This window comes from Collinsella aerofaciens, assembly GCF_040910185.1.
Classification (GTDB): domain Bacteria; phylum Actinomycetota; class Coriobacteriia; order Coriobacteriales; family Coriobacteriaceae; genus Collinsella; species Collinsella aerofaciens_BF.
This window is the reverse complement of the sequence record NZ_JBDGBA010000010.1, coordinates 1-25093: the sequence shown is the minus strand read 5'-3', so window position 1 is coordinate 25093 and position 25093 is coordinate 1. Positions and strand designations below refer to the sequence as shown.

Below are 25093 nucleotides of genomic sequence, written 5' to 3'. Positions count from 1 at the left end.
GAGGATTTTTGGAAATAGAAATGGGAAATGATATTGGCGTATGCGTACTTCTCTCAGCTTATAAACCCGATCTTAAGTTTTTCGCGGAACAACTTGATTCGATAGATAAACAAACGTTTCCGCTTACGCTTCTAGTTAGAAATGACTGCCCTGAATCGGATTCATTAGAGCGGTTTATCCAAGCGCATATAACGAAAAACGCCTATCGGTATTATCACGGTGATAATAATCTCGGTTATGTCAAATCATTCGAGGCGCTGCTCTCCTTGGCGGAAGGGGATTACGTAGTACTTTGCGATCAGGATGATATTTGGGAGCCTAATAGAGTTGAAGTTTCGCTCAACCATATGCTAGAAGAAGGCTCAATTCTAGATGTTTGTGATAGATCGGTAATTGACGAAAACGGAAATATTCTGGTAAAGAGTTATAGGAAAGCTCATCCTAATTCGCCGGAAGTAAATTGGTGCTCTGGAGAGGATATTACTGTACAGGCCGCAAGCGTATGTTACGGCATTGGTATGGCTCTCATGTTAGATGCGAGTGCGGCGAAGTCGATGATTCCCTTTCCGGAATCGACTGCACATGACTTGTGGTTGACATTGGGTTGCAGTGAACTGGGGAAGTGCAGCTTTACTATGACTCCTTTGGTTAAGTATCGTCGACATGGTGGTAACGAAACTGGATTCCTTGCAGGTGTTTCTTCAAAAGATGATTGGTATTCGACAAGAGTTAAAAACAGGGTTGATACTGCTAGGCGATTTGCCGATAGATTTCCCGATTCACCGCATCTAAAGGAAATATTGAGGTTCGCTGAAGCAAGGGAGCGGCGCTCCATAATTGGTTTACTTAAATACCGACGAGCTTGCCCGTCTATCGCTATAGCAGATATCATTATACGTCTTGTGCCGAATTGGCTGTTTATTTTGATTTTAAAAGAACTTAAAGCTGCGAGATAGCTCCGTATCCTCATTTCGACAGGTTTAGAAGGGCGCTTATATTTGTGAAGGCCACAGAGAAGACTCTTTCGATTAAACATAATATGTTCTGGAATACCGTCGGTTCGTTGACTAATTTAGGCTGTCAGTGGCTTATCACCATTTTGGTCGTTCGGCTGTCTGATGGATATAGTGCTGCAGGCATTTATTCGCTGGCTATGTCTATTTTCAACATGTTTTCTCAATTAGCCCAATACAGGATGTACACGGTGCAAATTGCAGATGTTGAAAGGAAAAACTCTGCTGGTGAATACCTGACTTTTCGTTTCTTTACTACTTTTATAGCGTTTGCAATGTTAGCCGTCTATTCCATTGCAACGTGTCGTATTGGTACGGTGCCCGCTATTCTTCTGTATGCTCTCTATAAAACCGCTGGCTTAGTCATTGATGTCATGCATGCTAATGATCAGGTTGGTCATAGGATGGACTATATTGGGAAATCCCTCATAATGCAGGGCATCGGCTCTCTCCTTTCATTCATTCTTGTCTTTGGATTTTTTAATAGCCTCGAAGGTGCACTGTTGCTTATGACGGTAGTGACAATAGGCATCGGAGTTATTTACGATTATCCAAGATCAAATCGGATTTCTGCAATCAAGCTTGGAATTAGCCGAGCGAAGGTCAGAGCCTTCCTATGTAGCTGTTTGCCCATCGTTCTGGGCGGCATTGCTGCTTCTGCGGCGCCGAATATTCCCAGGCAGTATTTATCTTATTCATTCGGAGATTCTGCTCTGGGTATTTATGCATCAGTTGCTGCACCTGTGGCAATTATCCAAATGGGTGCGACCTATATTTATAATCCTTTATTAGGTTATCTAGTAGAGCGTTACCATTCTAGAGAAAAGTCCTTTTTTTCGCTCATAGGTAAAATACTTGCTGGCATCTTTTTTGTCGGTGTCATATCTTCAGTTGCCCTTTTCTTTTTCGGTAAATTATTGCTGTCACTGTTTTATGGCGCTGGAATAGCTAAACATACCGATCTCCTTCAGCCTATGTTGGCTTGTGCCTTTTTGACTGGCATCGCTTGGTTTGTCAACGATTTGTTGGTTTCTCTTGATAATTACCGAGGGGTATTTGTTGGCAGCATGCTGTCCTTAATTAGTGCTGTCGCTGTTATGGCTCCTGCGCAAATGCTGTTTGGCTTAAATGGCCCTACTGTATCGGCGCTTATATCCAATGCCATTTGCCTTATTTATCAGTCTTCTGTTTTGGGGAAACAGACGCAACAATGGTTCGGGGAAAAGAGATAGGCCGATGATGTCTAAAGCTCACGCGCTATTAAAGCTTCAAAACACTGAATTGGATATCCTTCAGGTTGTCGCCGCATTCTGCTCTAAGCACGGCATCAGGTGGTGGCTTGACGGTGGAACATGTTTAGGAGCAATGCGTCATAGGGGGTTTATCCCTTGGGATGATGATATAGATATCGGAATGATGCGTTCAGATTATGACCGCTTTTGCTCTTTAGCCGAGGGTGGGTTACCGGAAGGATATTCGCTCCATACATCGCGGAATACTACTGGCTATGCTGCGATGTTTGCTAAGGTGTATCGCGATGGAACTCGCTTCGAGAATCAAGAGGCTCGAGAGGCTTCCAGTTCGATGGGCATTTTTGTCGACATCTTTCCATATGACCAGCTCTATACAGATAAACGCCTTCGTGCAAAGCAAGTCCGAATTGCATCAATTGCACAGAAAAGAGCCTATTTATATCATTCTTCTTCCATTGTTGTCCCTCATAAAGGGTTCCTTGGTCAACTCGAGCAAATTGGTTGTTCTGCTATGCACGTGGTGGAACAACTGGTTTCTCGAGGCGCATGCTCTTACCAGGATTTGTTCGATTCCTGTATTGCCGACTCAAATACGGGTGAGGTCTCTGATTACTGTCTGACGTTAAGCTGGCCGAATATGGCGCCAGTGCCTATTTCAGAGATTTTCCCTCTGAGCAGTGCGGTTTTCGAAGGCAGTGAATTCCCTGTTCCTCGTATGACGGATAAATATCTTACAACGATGTATGGCGATTGGAAAAAAATACCGTCACCGGATAATCGACATACCCATCTTCCGCTCTTGCTCGACTTTGGAGATGGGGAAGTCTGGACGGCACAGAATTAAGGATATGACATCTATATCAGATGAGGTTATGTGATGAGCTCCTCTATTTGTATTTTCACTCACCATTATCACCCGCAACTTAGTGGAATTGGTAATTTTGTCGATGGTCTCGCTCACGCCTTGACTGCACGCGGCGATAGGGTGGTTATCGTTACTAATGATTCGATGCGCGTGGGAGTCGGTCATTCAGTCGAAAACGGCCTGGAGGTAATTCGTCTTCCTTGCATTCCGTTACTTGATGGAAGACTTCCTCTTCCCAAAAAAACCAGTGATTATTACCGACTCCTGCAAACCCTTGATGATTATGAGTGGAATGGTGTTCTGATAAACACGAGACTTTTCCCTCTCTCGCTCGAAGGGCTGAAGTTTGCTGCGGATCATAGTGCTAAGGCTGTTGTTCTCGACCACGGCTCAGCGTATCTCTCTTTCAATCAGCCATTTCTTGATTATTTTGTTCGCCGATATGAAGATTGGATTACTGATCGCGTAAAGTCGTTTGAACCTGATTTCTATGGGATTTCTTCTAAAAGTGTTGAATGGCTTCAGCACTTTAATATCACTGCAAAAGGCGTAATTTCAAACTCAATCAATGCCTCATTCTATAGGAGTATTTCTTCGGGGAGAGATTTCCGATCTGAATTAGGTATCCCTCAGTCATCTTTGGTTGTAGCTTTTGTCGGGCGGCTTATTCCTGAAAAGGGAATTTATTCAATTATTGAGGCGGCTCGCACAAAAGATATTACCAAGCGTGATATTTGTTTTGTTCTTGCAGGGGATGGTCCGCTGGCTAATGAGGTCAAGGAAGCTTGTTCGTCTAACTTGTTTTGGCTTGGGAGATGTAACACAGAGGATATTTCCTCCTTACTTCAGCAAGCAGATGTGCTTTGTCTTCCAACTCGTTCCGAAGGCTTTTCAACGGTACTTCTTGAAGCTTCAGCCTGCGGAACGCCTGCAGTGGTAACAGACGTGGGCGGGGCACGCGAGCTTATCTTAGATGATAGCTACGGCACAATAATTCGGTCCATGGCATCTGATGAGGTGGTTTCGGCATTATGCAGGCTTTTTGATGATCGAAAGCTGCTTTCTCTTCAGTCTCGAAACTCTAGGGCGCTTGTTGAAAATCGATATAACTGGGATGCCACTGCTATGGATGTCGAGAAGGCGTTTTGTATTTACTAAGTGATACTTGGCTGGCTTTTGCTTAGCTTTTGAGTGAAGTTGGATTTGAGATACGAATTTGTTATTGTCGACTTACCCTATTCGATTTTGTCTTTAGTTGGAGATGCACGTTTTGAATAATCCTGCAATTAAGAAAAGCGAGTACGCGCTTGCCATCTTTGGGCTGGGACTTCTTTTATTAGCTGTTGCGACATCATTGCACTATAAGAATTTAAATCTATTCATTCTTGAACTCTTTTGCGATGTCGTTGCTGTTGCGTGCTTATATTTGCAACCGAAATCACAGTCGGGTGGTGACGCTATTCGTCAGATAACCGTCCTCGTCGCGTCCAGCATTCTCAGCAGCTTTCTGCTAGTTTTAATCATATTGACTGGTGCGAAGACGTTTGGCCCCTTCGATCTTGACGCATGGAATATCGCAAGTCTTGTTATATGCTTTCATTTAGTTTTAGCGTTTCAAGGCATTGAGCTTTGCTATGGCCTGGTGAAGAGCTTTGTAGCCTCGGTTAAGAAAACTGATACTAAGAAGTGTTTCTTTTTTTTGACGGTTTCTGTTGGCTTTGCTGTTTTAATCGCTTTTATTGGCATTCCGCTCGATAAGTCAAAGACGGTGTTGTTCGCGTCTGCTTTGCCCATTACTGTTTTGATCGGGTTGATTGCTATTAATGGGGGCACTTCTTATCTGAAGCCCGAACTGTTCGCTTTCGCATGCATTGTCTCGGTCGGTCTATCCGTAATTATTTGCTTCCCCGTTACAAATTTTCTGACATGGGATGATGAGGTCCACTATGGAAATGCAAATAGTGTTTCCTACCTCACAAATGCTGAAATAACAAATTCTGACCGAATGATAGTCGAACAGTTTTATAGGGGGGACGGCTTTAGTTTGGATGCATCTTTGGGTAAGTACCCAATAGATGAAACAAGAGAGTTTAACCGTGGCTCTGTTGAGCAATTAGTCAGAGAGGCCGATAAAAATAATATAGCTGAAGGTATCGAACGTGTTAATTGTTTTGATAGTCTGGCTCTTTCTAAAATTGCCTATATTCCTTCATCTATCGGCCTTTGTTTGGGTCGCTTGCTTCATCTCCCATTTTCTATCAAATTTGCATTGGGAAAATTATTTAATTTACTTGCGTATGCAGTTATCTGCGGAATCGCAATTCGTATAGCCCCTTGCAGAAAATGTCTTTTCACTTGTATTGCGTTGTTCCCGTCTGCCGTGTTAATGGCAGCCAGTTACTCGTATGATCCCTGTGTGATATCGTTCAGTTTGCTAGGAACAGCTCTTTTGTTGAAGATGCTTGTTTCTGAAGAGGATATTTCTGCAAAAACATTCTTCGGATTTCTATTATCTTTTGCAATCGGATTTGCAGCTAAAGCGATTTATTTTCCCTTATTCGGACTTGCGCTTTTAATTCCTGCAGATAAATATACTTCGAGCAAGCAAAGACGTATCTTGATTGGAGCTGCACTATTCGTTTGCGCCATAATGATTTTATCTTTCTTGACGCCATATTTCTCTTCTGTCGTAAATAACATTTCTGATGCACGTGGTGGCTCCGAAGTCTCTACGGCTGGTCAAACGACGGGAGTGCTTGCAAATCCAGTTGGAACTATAGTTGTAATCTCGAATTTCGTTTTTGGATCGATGCTGACCCCGGCGTTTCTCAATTCAATATCAACGAATATGGCTTATCTTGGGGACGTGTCCAATCTGTTCCCATGGCTTTCATATCTTCCCATCGTGTTGTTTGAGGCTATATGCATTATTGATAATGAAAAAGTTACTAAATTTAAGTTTAGCCGTTTCGGGATTGTTTGGACTCTATTCCTGGTTCTTGCTACTTGCTATTTAGTTGCTTTGGCTCTATACATCGCCTTTACAGGAGTTGGAAGCCAGACAGTTGCGGGTGTTCAGGCGCGATACCTCATACCTTTGTTAATACCTTTCGCCTGTCTTTTGCTCAGGTTTCCTATTTACTGCGATGAGGAAGAGAAGACTAAATGTACAGCCTTTATGCTCGGGATTCCATTTGGGCTGCTGTATTTTGTGTTTTTCGAGCTTTTGTATATCCGATTTTTCTAAACTAGCGCTATAAGTCATGGCTATAGTAAGAGGGGATAATAGTTGGATTAGATTGGTTCGAATGGGACGGCGTTGAGGACTCAGGACATGCGTTCCGCATTTGAGACAGAGGTGCACGGGGCCCTTACCCTGCTATGATGGGTGGGGACTCCGTGTGGGCCCCAGTTAAGCAAGCTAAATATCTAAGCTTGAGATGTAACTTCGCGATGGCTAGTCAGGATACTGTAAACTTAAGTTTGAGTTAAACTGTGCGTTGGGCTGTAAGAGTCGCAATTTCTTCAAGCGTCGCTAAGAGCCAACTTTTTTGGAATGGATGAATCTCGATTGTCTCTTGCTGCAACAACATGTTCAAAAGGATATCCGCGTGTTCTCGTAATAATCCCTGCCTATAACGAACAGGAGTGCATTCTCGATACCGTTGCGTCTATAAAAGCTGCGGGATATGACTATGTTGTAATCAACGACGGGTCACAAGATGGAACGCTTGAGCTTTGTCGAGAGCATGGTGTCAACATATTGGACCTGCCACAGAACCTTGGTATCGGTGGAGCGGTCCAAGCGGGCCATAAGTATGCTCAGAGATTTGGCTATGATATTGACATTCAGGTTGACGGCGATGGCCAGCATGATCCTTCTTATGTTCCTGAGCTTGTAAAGCTGATTGAGGGTGGGGCGAGCCTGGCGATAGGCTCTCGATTTCTGGTTGAGACTGATGGTTTTCAGTCAACTTTTATGCGTCGCGTTGGAATCAGGTGGCTTTCATTTTTGCTCGAGCTGCTTACGGGTAAGGTGGTCACCGATCCCACTTCTGGTTTTAGGGCATGCAATAAAGATGCTATCGACCTGTTCTGCAAGAGTTATCCTGATGACTACCCGGAGCCAGAGTCGATTGCTTTGGCTATGAAGCTTGGTCTTCCCGTTATGGAGGCGCCTGTAAAGATGAATGAACGCCAAGGCGGACGTTCGTCCATCGGGGGCTTCTCTTCCGTCTACTACATGATCAAGGTCACGTTAGCCATTGTTCTTGTGTGCTGGGTTCATAGGGGAGATAAATAATGAATCTAATTTTGAGGATTGGTGCGGCCCTCTTTTTCGGCGGCTTTCTCGTCTATGTTTTGCGGCTCGTGTCCAACGGAAAGATGCTTCTTAAGTACTCTCTGTTGTGGATTTTGATGTGTATGGCGGCCTTGATTTGTGATATATGTCCTCAAATTATTTATAGTTGCTCAACAGCTATTGGGTTTGTCAACCCAGCCAATTTCCTTTTTTTGGGTGCAATCGTGCTGTTGCTTGCAATCTCTCTGTCTCTTAGCGTTGCCGTGAGTCGTCATGTTTTGGCGATTAAAAACCTTACTCATAGGATTGCCCTACTCGAAAAGGAACTTGAGAAATGGTCTAATCATGAATGAGCTCAATACGATGGTTTGATTCAGTTCCTTCGGCTATTCCTCATTAAGTCTCCCAGGGTGGTTGTCAATCTAGTGCCGGAGCCCAGGGACCGTTATGCTCGAGTGGTCCCGGTGGTGGGGGCTCGCTCTTGAGTCAAAAGTCCTTTCATTATCGAACTGCCTGAGCAATATTCTTTCCGAAGCATAATTTGACTGGGGTGTTTCGCTGTAAATCGTCATCTGGATGGACAGCGGTGACGAGGTCCTTGGTCCGATTGTTAAATCGTCTCAGCCGTTATAATTCACCACTACTGTACGCCAATTGGCTTGTATCGATGCATAGAGTCAACTTAAGCCAGCCGGAGAACTCCATGGCAAAAGAACGTAATTCCATTGTCGAGCTTTTTTGGTTAATCTCAATGTGGTGTGTATTTGCGCATCATTTTGTAATACATAATGCAGATGATATATCGGTTTTTGCTCGTCCTTTAACCCGTTTAATTTTTAAGGGAGTGTTTCTCCCTATTGGAAAAGTTGCAGTTGGCTGCTTCGTGTTTATCGCCGTTTGGTTTATAGCCGACAGAGCTTCTTTTAGCATTAAAGATGCGGTCAAGAAGCTAATAATTCTTAATAATGAGGTTGTTTTTTACAGTATAACTTTAGGGATTATTTCTATTTTTACGGGCAGTTTGCCCCTTTCGGCCTCTTTCTTTATCAATACGGTCTTTCCAATTGCCACGGGGTATGGATGGTGGTTTAACACTTCTGATGCCGGCCTTATTTTGCTGCTCCCCTATATATTGGAGGGGCTTCGAGCCTGTAGTAGAAGCGAGCACAAATTCCTTTCAGTATCATTATCGTTTGCATTTGGATTATTTCGATATTTGCCGTTCGTTTCGTTTCCAGCCGAAGGAATGCTCATCGATCTCATCGTTCTCGCAATTGGTGTCTGTTATTTACGATAACAGTAAATTTTAATACCACTAGCTGGAATAAGTTGGCGCTTGTTGGGACTGCATGTTTTATATCAGGACTTCTCTTGCTGTACCTTCCGTATCATTCGCAAGGAATAATTCACGACTTTGCTGTGAATCTATTTAACGGGTATGTTTATTCATCAGCTAGCATTCTTTCAATGGGTCTCTCGTTTGCAGTATTTCTATCAGTATTTAAATTGTGTCTGAAATATTAATTTAATTCTGCCCGTGTCAATTGGCTTGCGGGATCCGCTTTTGCCGTATATCTGATTTCCGACAATTCACTTGCTCAAAGCTGGCTCTGGAAGCGTCTGTTTACCTTTACCAATCTGGGAAATCAACTTGGAATACTGTTAGTGATGGTGATTCCATCGCTGGTGATGGCTTGTTGCCTGACTGTCGATATCGGAAGAAGGACGATTAATTCACACTTATCTTTGACTAAAAAGTCGTTTGTCTAACATTGATCACTCTCGTCTGCTGCTCCATAATTGCCTAATAGATATACAATCCATATGCTGATGAGTGATGTGTCGTTTTATCTGATGCGACATGTTAAACGATTTTTTGGGCATGCTGTTTATTTTGGGAACTGTGGCTCTAGGTCGATTGTGCCTGGATATTCAAAGGTTTATCTGATTACATAGGAAGAGTGAAATGATGAGAAATCGGCATTTGAGTTTATTCAGCGCGATTTGTCTTGTATCAATTTGTTTCACCCCTCTTATATGGCCTACGACCGCATTTTCATTATCTTATGATTATGCAGTTGAAGGCGCTGATGGATCTTTGGTTCAAGCGGGCCAGGAGGCATTTGGGACACTGGGCGGCGACCGCTTGACTTCGGATTCCGTTAATTTAAAAGCGTCTATTGATTTTTCGACATATGAATATACCGGCGCCGCGATTACTCCTGAGGTTTCTGTTTTTGCCGTCGATGGGTCTGTGCTAGTAAACGGTATCAATTACGAAGTCTTGTATTCAAATAATGTTGCCCCTGGCTGTGCCGCTATAAGTGTGAATGGGCTAGGGGATTACTCCGGTATTTCAGCCCAGTTGTCATTTCGAATTGTTCGTTCCTCCGATAATAGCATCGCTCTTCCTGGTTCTTGGGCCTACCAAAATGGTAAATGGTGGTGGAGATATGAGGACGGTGGCTGGCCGTCAAACTTTTTTCTGACTATTGGGGGAGCGGAATATTATTTTGATTCCGAAGGCTACGCAGCTACTGGCTGGAGATATCTGAGTGATGGATGGCACTTATTCTCTGGGTCCTGTGCGCATTTGAAGGGATGGGCTGCCAGCGGTAGTCATTGGTTCTACCTTGACGAAACATCAGGTTTAATGAAGACCGGCTGGGTTTTAGTCAATCATAACTGGTACTATTTGGACCTTTCGGGCGCTATGCAGACTGGCTGGCTGTTCCTTGACAATACTTGGTATTGGCTTGAACCTTCTGGATTAATGGCTACGGGCTTTAAACTTGTTAACGGTGCGTTGTATCATTTTTCTCAATCTGGATCCATGAGCACTGGTTGGTTTGTTGACGATGGGACATGGTATTGTGCCAATGCCACTGGAGCGATTCGCGCTGGATGGTTTTACTATGGCTCTAACTGGTATTGGCTTGATCCTAACAATAATGGTGCCATGCTCCTAGGTTTTCAAACTGTGAATGGCTCTATTTATTATTTGGATCCCGATAGCGGTGGTGCATTAGAGTGCAACGCCTGGATTTTCTCGCAAGATGGAAGCGCATATTATGCGTGCGGCAGTGGAGCAATTGTGTTAACGGGTGTCAAGGACAGCGTGGGCGCGATTAAGCTCAACGACGCTGAAGGAAAGCCTATATTAGGCTGGTATTGGTCTTCCGCTGCTCAGACGTGGTTTTACACAGATTCAGACGGGGTGCTGCAGCACGGTTGGCAATTAATTGGCGAGAGGTGGTATCACCTCGACAACGAATCTGGCGTTATGAATACAGGCTGGTTCCGCGATGCTGACAGGCTATGGTATTACCTTATGTCGTCAGGTCAAATGGCAACCGGCTGGAACAGTATCGATAATGGCGAGTATTTCTTTAATGCAGCTGGTGCTTGGGTAGAGCCCGAACGTTCTGCCCACACTTCCTCTCAGTCTCAAATTGTTGGTCGCTGCTACAACGTTCCTTCTCCTGGAGTGGGGTTGTGCTCGGAGTGGGTTAGCGAGGTTTTTTATCCCGTGCTAGGGTCTTATCCCAACGGTGACGCATGCGACATGTTTTGGAATTGGTGTCACAGTCGAGATATATCGCAGCTTAAGGTTGGAATGATAGTTGCGGTCCCTACTCATACGCATACAAATGCGGGGGCTCGCTGGGGACACATTGCTATTTACGTCGGTAACGGTATGGTTATGGATAACATCGGCTACATCAGGACGACATCACTGGCCTGGTGGCTGAACTACTACCACACTACCGCTACGCCTCAGTGGGGCTGGGTTTTAAATACGCCTTTGGAATAAGATACTCTCTGACTGTCGAGTGAAGGACAACTTATCACAATAGGGGAATCGAGGGTTAATCCTCGATTCCCCTATCTAGCCTAGACACATGCTAATTTGCCTAGATTGAATATGAAAAGAAATGCAAACTTCTTATAAATGATAATAACGATTCGCGGGTTCCCCGACGGTGAAGTTTGGATTCATATAAGGATCGCCTTCGACGTAATACTTAGCCCATCGATAATTCATGTACGCGACCTCTTTGTGGAAGCGGATCTGCTTCTCCGTATTGTTTTCAACGCCTCTAGAAATCGACTCGTAGTGATAGAGCTCGACTTCAGGTGTGTATACGATCAGGTCGTTGATCTCGCGTAGCTTTAAGCAAAAGTCAACATCATTAAATGCAACTTGAAGCTCTTCACTGAAACCTCCGACTTTCTCATATTCGCTACGCTTGGTCATTATGCAAGCTGCAGTGACGGCGCTGAAGTCTTGTTGTGCATCGTTGAGTGCAAAGTAGCCCCAGTTATCCTTTGGCATGCTTTGGCAAAGATGCCCCGCCACGCCACCAGTGACACATAAGCCCGCATGCTGAATGGTGTTGTCGGGATAGTAGAGTTTTGCACCAACTGCGCCAACATCCTCACGTGCGCAGATGCCAAGCATTATCTCAATCCAATTGGGCGTAATTACCTCAGTATCGTTATTCAACAGCAAGAGATAGTTACCTTTGGCGTGAGCAACGCCAAAGTTCATGAGCTTGGAGAAATTGAATTCGTGCTCCCAAGTTACAAGACGAACGATATCTGGATATTTTGCTTGCAACTTATCGTAGTAATCGAACGTCGCCTTTTCTGTGCTGTTGTTTTCGATTATGACAAGCTCGTAATTGTTGTACGTTGATTTCTCAACAATTGACTTAATGCAGTTGTCCAGAATGTCGGCGTGGTCTTTAGTCGGGATGATAATTGACACGAGTGGATGGGAATCTGGCACAGCGTAGGTTACTTTATATGTAAAGGGACGACGCGCTTGTTCGACCTTCGCATTGAGCCCAAGCCTGTCCAAATGACTCTGGACCGCTTTGATACCTGCGATAGTGGCATACGGCTTGCTATCGGCATTTGCTGCGGTGGAGGTCCCGCTTAGGCGCCAGTGATATAGAACCTTTGCAACATGATGAACTTTCCTTGCCTTTTCCACGGCGCGGAGAGTCAGATTATGATCCTGTGCTCCATCGAACTCTTTCGTGTTCGGTTCTAGAACATCAAGCAGCGACTTACGGATGGTAAGCATATGGCAGATATAGTTATTGTTTCTGAGCAGATCGATATTGAAATCCGGCTTAAAGAACGGCTGCGCTAGCTTTCCATCGGGCATGAGTTTGTCTTCGTCGCAATAAAGAAGATCGACGGCATCATTGTTTTCAATTGCCTCGGCATATGAGAACAACAGGTCCGGTTCAAGAATATCGTCATGGTCAAAGAAACTAACGAAATCACCCGTAGCGATGGCAACGCCGGCGTTTGTATTTTCGGAAATGCCCTTATTCTCGGTAAGGTTAATTGATTTAATTCTGTTGTCGTGGGCCGTCTCCTGCTCAACGCGAGCCTTTAGTTCCTGATTGTCAGGACTTGCATTAACTAGGATGAGCTCCCAGTTTGCATAAGACTGGGTTTTTACGGATTCGGCCATATCGTTAAAGAACGAAATGGGCGTGTTGTAAAGAGGGACAATGATGCTGAACTTCGGAGCGCTGTTGAAGGCGATTTTTCTCTGTTTCTCCAGAGCGCCGATGGTTGCCTTATGTTCCGTGAACCATTCGGGGTATTCAGGGTCAAACTGCGCATGGGTAAAGAGAAAGTTGGTCTCCTCAAGAAGCATGCCTAATTTATCGGGCGTTAAGCAGTCGAATGCACTGAATGATGGGTGATTTTGATCGTCAATAACAAAATAATAACGATCGAACGCCTTTGGCATACGAACCGAGAGCTGCGTTTCAAGTTGCTTTTTCTCAGACGTAAATCCAACGCTTGTTACATTCGAACCGAAATTGACGATGCTCAAATTAACTTCATTAAGGGTTCGATCGAAACAACGAAGTTTGATTTGCGAGTCGCTACGATAAGGAGTTCTCACCGTGCACCTAAGGATATAGTCGCTTGAATCTTCGATGCACTGCCAGAAATCAATCGTTGCCATGTCAAACTCTGAAACGTCATCGTAGTTTCGGAGTTTGCTGCACATGTCAGGTTTAATTTTGTAGTTAAGGCGCGACTCCCATTTGATGTTCTTGCAATTGAGCGAAAGGGAGTCGCTGCTCAGGGTGCGACCGTCTTGGCCGATTTCGCTAAACTCAATTTTGATGGTGCGAGCATCGGGATCGGGGAGTACAAGGACGTATGAGTTCGAGTCACAACTATTGTCCCGGAATTTTAGGAGGGATAAAGGTGAGCGGCGGTTATCGTCTGTAGCCGCCTGGGCTGTTACGCTGGAGCCTTTATGGATGCCTTCAATCTTAAGCTGCTGGTAGATTTTCCAGTTTCCTCTGCATACTCCGGTTGTTTCGACTCGCATTGTCTGCCTTTCGTTTGTTGGACACTGCCCATTGTACTTTTTCATTTGTTGCCTCGCTAGAAATGCAGAAAGAGTTGCGTGTTTCTGCTGTCCGATTTAAATAAGAAGACGGGGAGGTTGCTGCCGGTGCGTATAATTTAATTAACTATGCATCTGTAATCAGCGGCTTTTGCTCAACGATTGTCAATCGAGAGGATTTTTATGAAAGGCATCATCCTCGCCGGCGGGTCCGGCACGCGCCTGTACCCGCTCACGCTCGTGACCTCCAAGCAGCTGCTGCCGGTCTACGACAAGCCCATGATCTACTACCCGCTGTCCACCCTCATGCTGGCGGGCATCCGGGACATCCTGGTCATCTCCACCCCGACCGACCTGCCCAACTTCGAGCGCCTGCTCGGGGACGGCTCGCGCTACGGCGTGAACCTGTCCTACGCCGAGCAGCCCTCGCCGGACGGCCTGGCGCAGGCGTTCACCATCGGCGAGGAGTTCATCGCCGGCGAGCCGTGCGCGCTCGTGCTGGGCGACAACATCTTCTACGGCAACGGCCTGTCGCGCCACCTGACGCGCGCCGTGCAGAACGCAGAGTCGGGCCGCGCCACGGTCTTCGGCTACCACGTGGACGACCCCGAGCGCTTCGGCGTCGTGGAGTTCGACCGCGAGGGGAGGGCCGTCTCCATCGAGGAGAAGCCCGCCGAGCCCAAGTCGAGCTACGCCGTCACCGGCCTGTACTTCTACCCGGGCGACGTGGCCGCCAAGGCGCACAGGGTCGAGCCCTCGGCCCGAGGCGAGCTCGAGATCACCACGCTCAACCAGATGTACCTGGAGGAGGGGACGCTGTCCGTGGTGACGCTGGGCCGTGGCTACGCGTGGCTGGACACCGGCACCATGGAGAGCCTGCACGAGGCCGCCGAGTTCGTCCGCGCCGTCGGGCACTCCCAGGACCTGCCGGTCTCGGTACCCGAGGAGATCGCCTGGGAGAACGGCTGGATCACGACCGCAGAGCTGGAGGAGGCCGCGAAGGCCTACGGCAAGTCGGTCTACGGGCAGCACCTGAAGAAGGTCGCCGCCGGCGAGATCGTCAACAGCCCGCGCGAGTACTAGCGCAAGCTTGTTTTCTTTCAGGGGTCACCGTTTATCTGGTGGCCCCTTTCGTTATGATTACGTTGACCATAAAGACAATATGATTGGGAGTGGATGTGTTAAGCGTCTACTTTGGCGATATGCCAGAAGCGATTTACAACACAGCGACATATTTCAAAAACTCTTACCGGTCTTCTTGGATTACGGATCCCTATGCAGTCTCGATAATTAAAGATGTCGATCGATCGGTTGTTGTCTCCGAAAACGTCATCGAAAGCCCTGTGCTTGGATCCATCTCCCCACTCCAGCTTTCTGGTGGCGTGAAAACGCTGCTGCTTATGAGATTTGATCGTAAGCATATTTTTAACGCTTCTACCTGTGGTGACAACTGTGCCAAGTGGATTCTCGACATGGCGAAAGACCGCAAGCTCGTTGTGAATCTCTATCATGTGATGGACTTTGGCCGCGAGGATTTTAAAATCAAAGTCGTGAACAGCGGCCGAATCGTTCATAACATGGCCGAATTGATTCACGAGTCGATTCCGTATCTGTAGGTGCTGCTTATGAACGGTTCGCATCTTGTTAAGATTTCCCGCCGTAGGGGAACCAAGTACACATTTACCATCAAGCGGAACATCACTATTGTGCGTGGCGATAGCGGCACGGGTAAGACGACGCTGTTTGACATGGTCGCAGACTACATGCGAACGGGCGAGCAGTCGGGCGTTTCCTTGCAATGCGATTGTCCCTGTGTCGCCCTGACCGATTATGATTGGCGAAACCAGCTTTCGTCCGTTCATGACTCGATTGTATTTGTCGATGAGGGCTTAAAAGAGATCCATTCTGATGAGTTTGCCCATCATGTGCTGTATTCCTCGAATTATTTCGTGCTGATCTCAAGGGCTGATTTCCCCAATCTTCCGTATAGCGTGGATGAGATTTACAAGATTAAGACGAGCGGAAAATACCATTCTTTCGTCCCTGTTTATCAAGATCGCGGGAATCATCGTTATGCTATTTCCCGGTCGGCGCCAAAACAGGACTTTTCTATCCTTCTATGCGAGGACAGTAAGTCTGGTTTCCAGTTCTTTAAACGGCATTTTGCTGACAGTGAGCTTACCTGTACTTCGGCCATGACGAACAGCGCGATTTTGGGCTGGTTGGATCAGCATCTCGACGATCGCGTGTTTGTTGTCGCGGACGGGGCGGCATTTGGGTGCTATGCGGACCGCGTCCTTAAGCTGCAAGACATTCACCGCGATACTGTTACGGTTTGTCTTCCCGAGTCGTTCGAATGGCTTCTGCTGAGCTCCGGCGTAATTTCAGGGCTAGATGCCAAAGCAGTTCTGCAAGAGCCGGAAGCGTTTGCAGACAGTGAGAAGTTTAAAAGCTGGGAGGACTTCTTCTATAAGTACTTACGCGATAAAACTGGGAATTCGGTCTTCCGGTACGACAAAGACTGCATTCCGGAGGCGTTTTGTAGGGGAAGTAATTCTGCGAAGGTTATGGCTCTTATCGCGTGCCGAAATGTCCGATAGTTTTGTTGAATAGTGTCGCGGCATCACTTCCTGCGGCATACTAAAGAAGCTGTACATGCTTCAGATTGGATTTTCATGTCTGAGATTTTTGAACCTAAGAACATCATCGTCACGGGCGGCTGCGGCTTCATCGGCAGCAACTTCGTGCACTACGTGGTCAACAACCACCCCGGGGTGCACGTGACCGTCCTGGACAAGCTGACCTACGCCGGCAACCCCGAGAACATCGCGGGGCTGCCGTCGGACCGCGTGGAGCTCGTCGTGGGCGACATCTGCGACGCCGCCCTGCTCGATGAGCTGGTCCCCGGCCACGACGCCATCGTGCACTACGCCGCCGAGAGCCACAACGACAACTCCATCGCAGACCCCGATCCCTTCCTGCGCACGAACGTCGAGGGAACCTTCCGCCTTCTTGAGGCCGTCCGCAAGCACGGCATCCGCTACCACCACGTCTCCACCGACGAGGTCTACGGCGACCTGGCGCTCGACGACCCGGCCAAGTTTACCGAGGAGACGCCGTACCACCCGAGCAGCCCGTACTCGAGCACCAAGGCGTCCTCTGACATGCTGGTCCGCGCCTGGACCCGCACCTACGGCCTGCGCACCACGATCTCCAACTGCTCCAACAACTACGGCCCCTACCAGCACGTGGAGAAGTTCATCCCCAGGCAGATCACGAACATCATCGACGACGTGCGCCCCAAGCTCTACGGGAAGGGCGAGAACGTCCGCGACTGGATCCACACCGAGGACCACTCCTCGGCCGTCTGGGACGTCCTCACCAAGGGCCGCATGGGGGAGACCTACCTCATCGGCGCCGACGGCGAGAAGAACAACATCACCGTGCTGCGCATGATCCTGGAGGCCATGGGGAAGGACCCCGAGGACTTCGACTGGGTCGCCGACCGCCCCGGCCACGACCGCCGCTACGCCATCGACAGCACGAAGCTGCAGCGCGAGCTCGGCTGGAGGCCGGCCCACACCGACTTCGCCGAGGGCCTGAAGCAGACGATCGACTGGTACGTGGAGAACGAGGCCTGGTGGCGCCCGGCCAAGGAGGCCACCGAGGCGCGCTACCGCGCGCAGGGGCAGTAGGCCGAACCTCGGCGAACCGCACCGCGGGGCGCCCGCGCGGGGCCGCAGGGCATGGGGATGATCCTGCGTCCCCGCGCGGGCGCCCCCGGTTATACAACCTCTTCGATAGGAGCTTTTCCCACATGGCAGACATCGCATTCGAGAAGGACCTCTCCGTCGCCGAGACCGGCATCGAGGGCCTCAAGGTCGTCGACCTCGCCGTCCACGGCGACTCGCGCGGCTGGTTCAAGGAGAACTGGCAGCGCGCCAAGATGTGCGCGCTCGGGATCCCCGACCTCCGCGTCGTCCAGAACAACATCTCCTACAACGACAGCCGCGGCGTCACGCGCGGAATCCACGCGGAGCCCTGGGACAAGTTCATCTCCGTGGCGCGCGGCTCGGTCTTCGGCGCCTGGGTCGACCTGCGCGAGGGCAGCGAGACCTACGGGAAGGTGTTCACCTGCACGCTCGACCCGTCCAAGGCCATCTACGTCCCGCGCGGCGTGGGCAACTCCTTCCAGGCCCTGGAGGACGGCACCGCCTACACCTACCTGGTGGACGCCCACTGGTCCCTTGAATTGAAGAAGACCTACACCTTCGTGAACCTCGCCGACCCGGAGCTCGCCATCCAGTGGCCGATCCCGCTGGATCAGGCCACCGTCTCCGAGGCCGACCTCAACCACCCGATGCTGAAGGACGTCGTCCCCATGGCGCCGAAGCGCACCCTCGTCACCGGCTGCAACGGCCAGCTGGGCCGCGCGGTGCGCGCGCTCGCCGAGGAGCGCGGCGTGGCGAAGGACTTCGACTTCTGCGACATCGACACCTTCGACATGTCCGACCCGGACGCCTACGCGCAGTACGACTGGTCGCTCTACGGCACCGTGATCAACTGCGGCGCCTACACGGCCGTGGATAAAGCGGAGACCCCCGAGGGCCGCGTGACCGCCTGGAAGGCCAACGCGACCGGGCCGGCCCTGCTCGCCCGCACCTGCGCCGTGCACGGCATCACGCTCGTGCACGTCTCCTCCGACTACGTCTTCGACGGCACCGCCGAGGTGCATGACGAGGACGAGCCCCTCAGCCCGCTGTCCGTCTACGGCCAGACCAAGGCCGCCGGCGACATCGCCGTGGCCGGGTGCCCGCGCCACTACATCATGCGCTCCAGCTGGGTCATCGGCGAGGGCCGCAACTTCGTCAAGACCATGAAGGGCCTGTCCGACCGTGTCGCCGACCCCGATGACGGGCTCGGGCAGGTCACGGTCGTTGACGACCAGCTGGGCCGCCTGACCTTCACGCGCGACATGGCCGGGGCCATCTTCCACGTGCTGGGGAGCCGCGCCCCCTACGGCACCTACGACTGCACCGGCTCCGGCGCCGTGAAGAGCTGGGCCGATATCGCCCGCGCCGTCTTCGAGGCCGCCAACGGCAACGGGGACAGGGTCGTGCCGGTATCGACCGCCGACTACTACGCGAGCGCCGAGGGCCCCGTCGCCCCGCGCCCGGTCCACTCCGCGCTCGACCTGTCCAGGCTCGAGGCTGCCGGCTTCCACATGCCCGACTGGGAGGAAGAGCTGGGGGAGTACATCAAGACGCTCTAGCCGCTATTAACTTTTCGAGAGTAAAAGCCGCCGTTCTTTAACGGCGGCTTTTCTTGTTGGTGGCTATCTGCGCAGTGGTGCCAATAGTATTTTGCGGAAGATCTACCTCTCGCTTGGCTTGGAAGTAGGGTGGCCGGGCTGGTCGTCGTAGGCGTATTTGCTGTACACGTTGACCTCCCACTGCTTTTTTTCGACCTTTGCTACAGAATCTAGGATGAAGCCGGTCGCAAGGCTCAGGCCGCACAGGAACATAAACGAGGCGGCGAGCATAGCGGTGGGGAAGCGCGGGACGAGGCCGGTCTGGAAATATTCGACAACGATGGGCATGCCCAGGGCGAGGCCGAATACCGCGAACAGAAGCGCAACGAGGCTGAAGAACTTCAGCGGGCGGTAGTCCTTGAACAGCGTGCCGATCATCGCAACGACTTTAATGCCGTCGCTCACTGTGTTGAGTTTGGACTCGGAACCCTCGGGACGGTCGCGGTACTCGATGGGCACATCTTTGATGCGCCAGCGGTGGTCGACGGCGTGGATCGAGAGCTCGGTTTCGATCTGAAAGCCCTCGGAAAGCACTGGGAAGGTTTTAACGAACGGGCGGCTCATGGCGCGGTAGCCGGTCATGACGTCATCGAAGCTGTAGCCATAGATCCACTTGATCATGGCACGTACCAGGTTGTTGCCAAAGCCGTGGAAGGCACGTTTGTTCTCCTCGGCATAGGTGCCGTTGGAAAGACGGTCGCCCACGGTCATGTCGGCCGTGCCGTTGAGGATGGGCTCGCAGAGGGCTTTGGCCGCTTCGGCAGGGTAGGTGTCGTCGCCGTCGACCATCAGGTAACAATCGGCATCGATGTCGCGAAACATCTGACGGCACACGTTGCCCTTTCCCTGACGCGGCTCAAAACGCACCGTGGCGCCGTGCTCGGTGGCGATGCGTGAGGTATCGTCCGACGAGTTATTGTCATAGACATAGACCGTCGCCTGCGGAAGCTCGCGGTGAAAGTCGTCGATGACCTTACCAATCGTGAGCGCTTCGTTGTAGCAGGGGATGATGACGGCGATGGATTCAGAATTCACTCAATGCTCCTTATACATTCAATCCTTGAAAGTATAGCCGTTTGCGCCTGACATCCTAAGATGTGGGATAGTTCTCCAGTTTTGCTGCGCGAATCATTTACTTTGCTGTCGGGTCTATACTGTACGTTTGTCAACGATTACGAGTAAGGGAGTTGCATCCGTGTCGGATCAGACAAAGCAACAAGAAACTCGCAGTCTGCCTGCGACGTTTGCTAAGAATGAATTTGAGAAGGATGCGTTTATCCTTCGCCAGCTGGTTACCAAGGATTTTAAAATCAAGTATCGCCGCAGTGTTCTGGGCGTCGCATGGTCGGTGCTCAATCCGCTGCTGATGATGATCGTCATGGCCATCGTGTTCTCGACGATTTTTGGCCAGGGCCGCAATGGCTCAATGACACCCGAGATGTACCCGCTGTACTTGATCGTGGGTAACATTACCTTTGCCGTCATGTCCGAGTCTACGAACCAGGCCCTGACGTCGATCGTGGGTGCTGCCCCTTTGCTCAAGAAAGTTAAGGTGCACCGCTGGGTCTTCCCGGTGCAGAAGGTGCTCTTCTCGCTAGTCAACTTTGCCTTCTCGCTGGTTGCCGTCGCCATCGTTATGCTGTGGTTCCGCGTTATGCCTTCTTGGCACCTGATTCTGCTGCCGGTTTGCCTGCTGCTGCTTATGTGCTTCTGCATGGGCCTGGGCATGATGCTCTCTGCCCTTACGGTCTTTTTCCGCGACGTTATGCATCTGTGGAGCGTCATCATTACGGCGTGGACTTACATTACGCCCATCTTCTGGACGACTGACTATATTGCGCAAATGCCGCATCTCGTGCGTATCTTGATGTATGCGAACCCCATGTACAACTACCTGCAGTTTATGCGCGATATCTTCCTGTTCCAGACTACGCCCTCGCTTATGACGTTTGGTATGTGTGTCGCTTGGGCGGTCCTTGCGCTTGTTATTGGCTACACCGTGTTCCATAAGTCCGAGCGCAAATTTATCCTCTACATCTAAGGAGTGCTGTGATGACTGAATCTGTTGTTGATTACAGCGAGCAGCCTCTGGCTGTCGAGGTCGACGACGTCACCATGATCTTTAACATGGCGTCCGAGTCGCTGACCAACCTCAAGGAGTACTTCATCAAGCTTGCCAAGCACGAGCTGTTCTTTGAGGAGTTTAGGGCACTTAAGCACATCTCGTTCGATATTCATCGCGGCGAGGTCGTGGGCCTGGTCGGTACCAACGGCTCTGGCAAATCCACGATGCTCAAGATTATCGCCGGTGTGCTCGAGCCCAGCGAGGGCAGCGTTAAGGTGCACGGCAACATCGCGCCTCTGATTGAGCTTGGCGCCGGTTTTGACCCCGAGCTGACCGCCCGCGAGAACATTTATTTGAACGGCGCGCTGCTCGGCTATACCAAGGAGTTCATCGACGCCAATTTTGACGGCATTATTGAGTTCGCTGAGCTGCAGAATTTTGTCGATATGCCGCTTAAGAACTTCTCTTCAGGCATGGTGGCGCGTATCGCCTTTGCAATCGCGACGATTACCGAGCCCGATATTCTGATCGTTGACGAGACGCTGTCCGTCGGTGACGTGTTTTTCCAGCAGAAGTGCGAGGACCGCATCCAGCACTTTATCCAGAGCGGTGACGTGACGGTTCTGTTCGTTTCGCACTCCATGGAGCAGGTTGAGCGTATCTGCCAGCGTGCCGTTTGGATTGAGAAGGGTGACCTTCGCATGGACGGCCCGGTCGATGAGGTCTGCAAGGCGTACCGCGAGCAGTTCAACTAGGTTATAATTACTTGCGCTTGGCCGAATTGTTTGGCTGGGCGTGCGGTTATTTGCTCCATTAGCTCAGTTGGATAGAGCAGGGGACTTCTAATCCCAAGGTCGACGGTTCGAATCCGCCATGGAGCACCATCGTTTATTAAGCCCGGACCGCTTGGTGGTCTGGGCTTTTTCACATGCCGGTGTTCTTTATTCTTGCCGGGTATACGTTTAGGCCGAAGCGGTGGTGCGAGCGTTCTGCGGACAGGCAAGCCTTGCCGTCTTTGCCTTTCATGCGGTTGACTGGTTTATCCCTTGGCAGACGATGCCGTTGCTTTTAACGCTGCCAGTACCATGGCTCTTTGCGTCGATTGTGCGCTGCGGGTGCGACATAGGGTTGGCGTACGTGATCAAGAAGGCGTAACAAAAACGGGGAGGACCAACTTGGCCCTCCCCACTATATCTAGTCTGTCTAGTCTGCCTTCAGGCACTCGGGCAAGACGTTTGCAACTGCATCCATCGCCTGTGGCTTTAGGTACTGCTCGTTGAGCAGCGCCTTTCTGTAGGCATAGCGAGTGTCTGCCGAGTACTTGATCAGCACATCCGTAAAGAATCGTTCCCAGCTTAAATAATCGCGACTTTCGATATAGCTTGAGGGATCCTTGAGGATCTTGGGAATGTCACTGCTGGGTATGAGCCCGGAGCGCAGGAGTGTCCACTCGAATGATTCCGGGAGGAACAAGCGAACGTTCTTGTAAACGCGCTGTCCGAGCACCTTTTCGATGTAGGGACCAAACGCTGCGCCGTCTCCAATGGCAAGAACGTTTTGCTCGGGGCATTCGTGAATTGTCCGCTTTAGATTTGCTACGCCGGTGGCGGTATAGCAGGGGATCCCGAGCCGGTTGCAAAGAGCGTCGTAGAATTGATAGCCAGATTTGCTATCTTCGACAACTACGGCGTCGGGTACCTCGAATCCAACATTTAGATCCTGATACAGCATGCTTGCCGTGTGGTCATATAGCGGCTTGGTTACCGAGTAGAAGCGCCTGTCGCTCTTGCGGCCATTGATTGTTTTACTCGTCGTGTTGACTAGCTTTAGGATTTCATCAACGCTGTAGGGGAGCTCGTTGGCATCACGACGAGATATCAGAACAAAATAGTTGGACGAGCCGTTTACGGCTTTGGCGAAGTCCTTTGAGTAGATAAACTCGTTGCCCTCATCTAGAAAGACGATTGAATCTTCGATGATCGACAGCTCGCGCTCCCAGCGTCTGCTGGAAAGCGTTTCGCAAGGTACGTCGCAGCTGAGTGCAACGCCGCTTTCCGGTCCTCGGTCGTTGTAGTCGCGAATCATCGAGATGAGCGTCGTTTTGCCCGTGCCGCTGTTGCCGCGTATAAAGGAAATATTGCGCTTAAACGTGAGTGTGTATTTGACCTTTGCACGCTCTACGACAACGGTATGCGTTCCCTTCATTACTCATCAACATCCAAAAAGTCATTCGTGGCGCCGACAAACTCCTGCATGTTTCTGACGATGCGGCCATCGTTATTGATGCGAATCTCAAAACGCTTCCAGGGGAACTTCATGATGTGGTAAAGGGTTACCAGCACATCCTGCTCTTTGCCAATTTTTAGCAGCCACCGGGCGCAGTTATCTCCGCAAGTGGATGCATTGAACACCATGTTTGGGAGATTGTGCACCAGCAGAAGCGTCTTAACGCCGCCGGAAAGCTCGAGGGGCGTAATCGAACCGAGCTGTTTGCTGATGATGTTGTGGGGGCCGATGAGTTCTGAACCGTCAACACCTTTAATCATCTGCGCTGCCAGAGGGTCCTCGAACCAGGAATCCAGGTACGAGTTCCTAAAATAGGTCTCGGTATCGTAGATGGAACCGGGGTAATCCCCCAGGTGAATGCTCAGCATGTGGGTCTCCAGACGTTGTGTGACTGCAACGATTATATGCCAGTAATAAATTGCCGGCAGCAGCGAGGTGCTACTGCCGGCATTGGTTTTATTGGCGTGTGAATCGGCGCTGATGGATTTGATCGCTAGGCTACTCTTCGAGACGCTCCCTCAGCAGCTCCAGTGCGTGGGCATATCCCTGCAGGCCCTCGCCGGTGATGGTGGCGAAGCAGGCTAGGCGGGCGTAGCTCACCTGGCGGAAGTCCTCGCGCGTCTCGACGGCACTGATGTGAACCTCGACGGCAGGGATGGCGACGGCTTTGAGCGCGTCCAGGATGGCCACGCTCGTATGCGTGTAGGCGGCCGGGTTGATGACGATGCCGTCGACCTTGCCGTAGGCCTCCTGGATCTTGTCGACGATGCTGCCCTCGTGGTTAGACTGGAAGACCTCGACCTCGTCGAAGCCCTGTGCGGCGCCCGCTTCCTGGCAGATCTGGACCAGGCGGCCGTAGTTGTCGCTGCCATAGATGCCCGGCTCGCGAATGCCGAGCATGTTGAGGTTGGGGCCGTTGATGACGAGTGCTTTCATGGTTGTTTCCTTTTTTGTTGGGCGGGAGGTGCGGCGGAGCGAAAAACCACCACAAAGGTGCCTGTGAACTGCGCCCCGAAACTTGGACTGAATAAATAGCGACTACGCCGCAAGGGCCCGGTTCCGGAACTCCTCCGGCGTCAGGCCCTTCAATTTTACCTGCCTGCGCCGCGTGTTCCAATGGGCTATGTACTCCTCCAGGTCGCGCTTGAAGTCCTCGAAGCTGCCCCACTCCCTGCCGCGGTAGAACTCGTCTTTCACGTGGCCGAAGAGCTGCTCGGTGGCGGCGTTGTCGATGCAGTTCCCCTTGCGCGACATGCTCTGGGTGATGCCCGCCCCCTCCAGCCTGGAGGCGTAGGACTCGTGCTGGTACTGCCAGCCCATGTCCGAGTGCATGGTCGGCGCCGCCCCGCCGGGCAGGGCCTCGAGGAGCCGGTCGAGCATCCTGTGCTGCTGGGCGAGGTCCGGCGAGGTCGATATGTCGCTCGCCACGATCTCCTTCGTGCAGAAGTCGAGCACCGGGGCCCAGTAGGCCTTGGCGCCGGCCACCTTGAACTCGGTGACGTCGGTGCCGAGCTTCTGCCACGGCCCCTCGGCGCCGAAGTCCCTCGCGATGACGTTCTCGAACGTGCTCCCCACGAGCCCCCTGTAGGAGCTGTACCGGCGGCGG

At 50.6% G+C, this 25093-nt stretch carries 22 protein-coding genes and 1 tRNA gene; 17 read left to right on the top strand and 6 right to left on the bottom strand.

Annotation, left to right across the window (positions count from 1 at the left end; translation table 11 throughout):
* The first annotated feature begins 8 nt into the window (after positions 1–8).
* The 9 genes from AB5Z54_RS05445 to AB5Z54_RS05405 all read left to right on the top strand — a co-directional run bounded on the left by AB5Z54_RS05445 (position 9) and on the right by AB5Z54_RS05405 (position 11248).
* Positions 9–956, top strand: coding sequence for a glycosyltransferase (locus AB5Z54_RS05445; RefSeq protein ID WP_368160688.1), 948 nt, complete (start codon positions 9–11; stop codon positions 954–956).
* Positions 957–1000: 44 nt separating this feature from the next.
* Positions 1001–2245, top strand: a complete 1245-nt coding sequence (locus AB5Z54_RS05440) for an MATE family efflux transporter (RefSeq protein ID WP_147326478.1) — start codon at positions 1001–1003, stop codon at positions 2243–2245.
* 4 nt (positions 2246–2249) lie between these two features.
* Positions 2250–3110, top strand: coding sequence for a LicD family protein (locus AB5Z54_RS05435; RefSeq protein ID WP_368160686.1), 861 nt, complete (start codon positions 2250–2252; stop codon positions 3108–3110).
* A gap of 33 nt (positions 3111–3143) precedes the next feature.
* Positions 3144–4289: a glycosyltransferase family 4 protein gene (locus tag AB5Z54_RS05430; protein WP_368160685.1), complete on the top strand. Its 1146-nt coding sequence runs from the start codon at positions 3144–3146 to the stop codon at positions 4287–4289.
* 112 nt (positions 4290–4401) lie between these two features.
* Positions 4402–6378: a DUF2142 domain-containing protein gene (locus AB5Z54_RS05425; RefSeq protein ID WP_368160683.1), complete on the top strand. Its 1977-nt coding sequence runs from the start codon at positions 4402–4404 to the stop codon at positions 6376–6378.
* A gap of 309 nt (positions 6379–6687) precedes the next feature.
* A complete protein-coding gene (locus AB5Z54_RS05420; protein WP_117655885.1) occupies positions 6688–7434 on the top strand; it encodes a glycosyltransferase family 2 protein in 747 nt (248 codons plus the stop codon).
* Complete coding sequence (locus AB5Z54_RS05415) at positions 7434–7787, top strand: DUF2304 domain-containing protein (protein WP_035138621.1); 354 nt, start codon at positions 7434–7436, stop codon at positions 7785–7787. The genes AB5Z54_RS05420 and AB5Z54_RS05415 overlap by 1 nt, the downstream gene beginning before the upstream one ends.
* A gap of 350 nt (positions 7788–8137) precedes the next feature.
* Positions 8138–8731, top strand: coding sequence for a hypothetical protein (locus AB5Z54_RS05410; protein WP_368160681.1), 594 nt, complete (start codon positions 8138–8140; stop codon positions 8729–8731).
* Positions 8732–9400: 669 nt separating this feature from the next.
* The gene (locus AB5Z54_RS05405; RefSeq protein WP_368160680.1) at positions 9401–11248 is read left to right on the top strand and encodes an N-acetylmuramoyl-L-alanine amidase family protein; all 1848 of its coding nucleotides are present in this window, start codon (positions 9401–9403) and stop codon (positions 11246–11248) included.
* A 132-nt stretch (positions 11249–11380) separates the two neighbouring features.
* Here AB5Z54_RS05405 and AB5Z54_RS05400 read toward each other — a convergent pair whose 3' ends face one another.
* On the bottom strand, positions 11381–13852 hold the full coding sequence (locus AB5Z54_RS05400; protein ID WP_368160678.1) for a glycosyltransferase family 2 protein: 2472 nt from the start codon (positions 13850–13852) through the stop codon (positions 11381–11383).
* 156 nt (positions 13853–14008) lie between these two features.
* Here AB5Z54_RS05400 and rfbA point away from each other — a divergent pair, with 156 nt between their 5' ends.
* From rfbA to AB5Z54_RS05375, 5 genes are all read left to right on the top strand, one after another.
* A complete protein-coding gene (gene rfbA, locus AB5Z54_RS05395) occupies positions 14009–14908 on the top strand; it encodes a glucose-1-phosphate thymidylyltransferase RfbA (protein WP_368160732.1) in 900 nt (299 codons plus the stop codon).
* A 95-nt stretch (positions 14909–15003) separates the two neighbouring features.
* A complete protein-coding gene (locus AB5Z54_RS05390; protein ID WP_035138697.1) occupies positions 15004–15441 on the top strand; it encodes a DUF4869 domain-containing protein in 438 nt (145 codons plus the stop codon).
* Between the two features lie 9 nt (positions 15442–15450).
* Positions 15451–16425 (top strand): hypothetical protein, encoded by a 975-nt coding sequence (locus AB5Z54_RS05385; RefSeq protein ID WP_022094782.1) that lies wholly within the window; start codon positions 15451–15453, stop codon positions 16423–16425.
* A 75-nt stretch (positions 16426–16500) separates the two neighbouring features.
* Complete coding sequence (gene rfbB, locus AB5Z54_RS05380; RefSeq protein ID WP_368160676.1) at positions 16501–17520, top strand: dTDP-glucose 4,6-dehydratase; 1020 nt, start codon at positions 16501–16503, stop codon at positions 17518–17520.
* Between the two features lie 122 nt (positions 17521–17642).
* Positions 17643–19097, top strand: a complete 1455-nt coding sequence (locus AB5Z54_RS05375) for a sugar nucleotide-binding protein (protein ID WP_368160675.1) — start codon at positions 17643–17645, stop codon at positions 19095–19097.
* Positions 19098–19199: 102 nt separating this feature from the next.
* On the opposite strand, the gene AB5Z54_RS05370 is transcribed toward AB5Z54_RS05375, so the two are convergent.
* Positions 19200–20171: a glycosyltransferase family 2 protein gene (locus AB5Z54_RS05370; protein ID WP_368160673.1), complete on the bottom strand. Its 972-nt coding sequence runs from the start codon at positions 20169–20171 to the stop codon at positions 19200–19202.
* A 160-nt stretch (positions 20172–20331) separates the two neighbouring features.
* On the opposite strand from AB5Z54_RS05370, the gene AB5Z54_RS05365 reads away from it, so the two are divergent.
* The 3 genes from AB5Z54_RS05365 (at position 20332) to AB5Z54_RS05355 (ending at position 22085) form a co-directional block, all read left to right on the top strand.
* Entirely contained in the window at positions 20332–21177 is an 846-nt protein-coding gene (locus AB5Z54_RS05365) for an ABC transporter permease (RefSeq protein WP_368160671.1), read from the top strand.
* Positions 21178–21188: 11 nt separating this feature from the next.
* Complete coding sequence (locus AB5Z54_RS05360; protein ID WP_022094777.1) at positions 21189–21956, top strand: ABC transporter ATP-binding protein; 768 nt, start codon at positions 21189–21191, stop codon at positions 21954–21956.
* 52 nt (positions 21957–22008) lie between these two features.
* Positions 22009–22085: transfer RNA gene (locus AB5Z54_RS05355), tRNA-Arg, on the top strand.
* A gap of 319 nt (positions 22086–22404) precedes the next feature.
* On the opposite strand, the gene AB5Z54_RS05350 is transcribed toward AB5Z54_RS05355, so the two are convergent.
* The 4 genes from AB5Z54_RS05350 to AB5Z54_RS05335 all read right to left on the bottom strand — a co-directional run.
* Positions 22405–23406 (bottom strand): DEAD/DEAH box helicase family protein, encoded by a 1002-nt coding sequence (locus tag AB5Z54_RS05350; protein WP_368138297.1) that lies wholly within the window; start codon positions 23404–23406, stop codon positions 22405–22407.
* Complete coding sequence (locus AB5Z54_RS05345) at positions 23406–23855, bottom strand: DUF4869 domain-containing protein (RefSeq protein WP_368151049.1); 450 nt, start codon at positions 23853–23855, stop codon at positions 23406–23408. Before AB5Z54_RS05345 ends, AB5Z54_RS05350 begins: the two co-directional genes overlap by 1 nt.
* A gap of 130 nt (positions 23856–23985) precedes the next feature.
* Positions 23986–24423, bottom strand: a complete 438-nt coding sequence (aroQ, locus tag AB5Z54_RS05340) for a type II 3-dehydroquinate dehydratase (protein WP_368151047.1) — start codon at positions 24421–24423, stop codon at positions 23986–23988.
* A 102-nt stretch (positions 24424–24525) separates the two neighbouring features.
* A partial coding sequence (locus AB5Z54_RS05335) for an IS3 family transposase (RefSeq protein ID WP_368160669.1) occupies positions 24526–25093 on the bottom strand: 568 nt, incomplete at its 5' end.